The organism is Parendozoicomonas verongulae, from assembly GCF_009711465.1.
Lineage (GTDB): Bacteria > Pseudomonadota > Gammaproteobacteria > Pseudomonadales > Endozoicomonadaceae > Sansalvadorimonas > Sansalvadorimonas verongulae.
The window spans coordinates 1-2,187 of sequence record NZ_SMME01000622.1; the positions used below are offsets into that span (position 1 = coordinate 1).

2 protein-coding genes and 1 pseudogene are annotated in these 2,187 nt (G+C 44.4%); all 3 read left to right on the forward strand.

The features are described 5' to 3' along the window. The first annotated feature begins 235 nt into the window (after positions 1–235). Positions 236–1,069, forward strand: coding sequence for a vWA domain-containing protein (locus tag E1189_RS01945; protein ID WP_155158396.1), 834 nt, complete (start codon positions 236–238; stop codon positions 1,067–1,069). A gap of 16 nt (positions 1,070–1,085) precedes the next feature. Continuing rightward, positions 1,086–1,838: a protein phosphatase 2C domain-containing protein gene (locus E1189_RS01950; protein ID WP_155158397.1), complete on the forward strand. Its 753-nt coding sequence runs from the start codon at positions 1,086–1,088 to the stop codon at positions 1,836–1,838. Beyond that, positions 1,819–2,187: pseudogene (locus tag E1189_RS01955) on the forward strand (hypothetical protein); the annotation flags it as partial. The gene E1189_RS01950 and the pseudogene E1189_RS01955, both read left to right, overlap by 20 nt.

Consider the following 2,187-nt stretch of genomic DNA (forward strand, 5'->3'; position numbering starts at 1 on the left):
TCTTATTAGCCGGGTCATGCAATATGCGGGTTAGGGAAATGACGGCCGGAAAACTTCATCTATGAAAGCTCTGAAAAGGGAAAGTTGCGAATTTTGGAGAGAATCATCTGAGTTTGAAACAGAACTGTTGTACACTTGCTGGGAGCAGGATCTCTGTTAGGTTGAGAAGCTCCTCCCTATATTTTCAAACACTTACAGAGATTCTTTCTCTGGTGGTGCGTTATGGAGTGATTTTATGTCTTATTCTGCTGAAATCAGTCGAAGCAATCCCACTGCTTTTCTCTTTGTAGTAGATCAGTCAGCTTCAATGGAAGATAAGCTGTCTTCCGGTCGATCAAAAGCCCAGCAGGTTGCGGATGTTCTTAACCGTACACTGGCTACCCTGATTACTCGCTGTACAAAGTCGGAAGGAACTCGCAACTATTTTGATATTGGTGTCATTGGGTATGGTGGCAGTGATACACGAAACGGTTTCCAAGGTAGCCTAAGTGGCTCAATTCTCAATTCAATCTCAAACATAGAGGCATCCCCTCTCAAGATCGAAGATCGTAAGAAAAAAATGGACGATGGTGCTGGTGGCATTATAGAGCAGTCTATAAAGTTTCCGATTTGGTTTGAGTCTGCTGCTAGCGGTGGTACACCAATGTGTAAAGCTATCATGGCCGCAGCAGAACAGATGGCTGCTTGGTGTGATGCTCACCCTGACTGCTACCCACCAACAGTTCTTCACATTACCGATGGTGAGTCAACTGATGGCAACCCAGAGGAGCTAGCCTCACAATTGCGTCAAATCAGAACCAATGATGGAGAAGTTTTATTGTTTAACCTCCATGTAAGCTCTTTTGGTACTGATCCCATTGAGTTCCCTGCTTCTGAGACATCCTTGCCAGATGCATATTCAAAGATGCTATTCAGAATGTCCAGCCCATTACCTGAACATCTAGTACGGTTCGCTCAAGAAAAAGGTTTCAAGGTCAGCATGGAGTCACGAGGGTTCATGTTCAATGCTGATGCCATTCAGATAGTCGACTTTTTCGATATTGGTACTCGTGCTGCACAGCTAAGATAACTGGGCTAATCAAAATATGAGAGTACTTTTTTCTGGTCAGGTACCTAAGGATACAGACTTTCCAGACTCTAATGAGGATGCGCTATTAGTCGCGGAGGATTCAGCAAAGATTGCTGTCAGTGATGGCGCGTCCGAATCCTTTGACTCTCAGAGCTGGGCAAAACTTGTTGTACAAGCTTTTCTGGAGTCCTCAGACGTTAATGAAGCATGGGTAACTGACCTTTGTAAACAATATGAGTCTCTGTTTGCCCCTGCCTCTTTGAGTTGGTCGAAAGCTGCTGCGTATCAGCGAGGTAGCTTTGCCACATTACTGGGGCTAGAGTTCGACAAAGACTCAGAATCCATAAATGCTCTGTGTGTGGGTGATAGCCAGGTAGTCCTGTTATCCAATGGTCATTTGATGGATGCCTACCCATACATAGAGTCGAAACAATTTCAACAACGCCCTGAGCTACTTTGCTCAAATATTGCGTACAACCAGTTCATATTAGAACCAGATTACCAGTTGAATCACCGTAAGAGTTGGAATCTAGCTGATTTTGATCAGCCTGCATTACTCTGTATGACGGATGCCCTCGCTGAATGGGCTTTGAGAATGGAAACTCAAGGAGATTCAAAATGGGAGACACTTTTATCAATTTCTGAACTGTCAGAACTTGAATCATTGGTATTGAATGAACGGCGTGAAAAACGTATGCATATAGATGATGTTACTTTGATCTCGGTGTTGCTTGATCGAGGCAAAGCTGATGACATACCCAACTCTTGAGCAATACAACGAGGCACTTCAGCACCCCGGCCTAGTACTCAATGACCCTGAGCTGAAGCAAGGACAAGTAGCCACAACTGGTTTAGGGCTTCCCCTAGCTCTTTGTGGCGGCTTTGCTTTGACTTACACTTTCACTGCAAGGAATAAAAAGTACGCCGTTCGGTGCTTCCATAAACAATCGAAAGATTTAGAAAAGCGGTATCATGCAATTTCTACTCGCTTAAAAAATCTTTCTTCTTCTTATTTTGTTGACTTTGAGTACCAGCCGCAGGGTATTCGTGTTCAAGGGAACTCCTACCCAGTTGTCAAAATGGCATGGGCGAAGGGGGAAACTCTAGGCGAGTTTCTG

Bases quoted from the DNA above. Each gene is read 5' to 3' on its own strand.
- E1189_RS01945 (WP_155158396.1), top strand. From the start codon at position 236: ATGTCTTATTCTGCTGAAATCAGTCGAAGCAATCCCACTGCTTTTCTC.
- E1189_RS01950 (WP_155158397.1), top strand. From the start codon at position 1,086: ATGAGAGTACTTTTTTCTGGTCAGGTACCTAAGGATACAGACTTTCCA.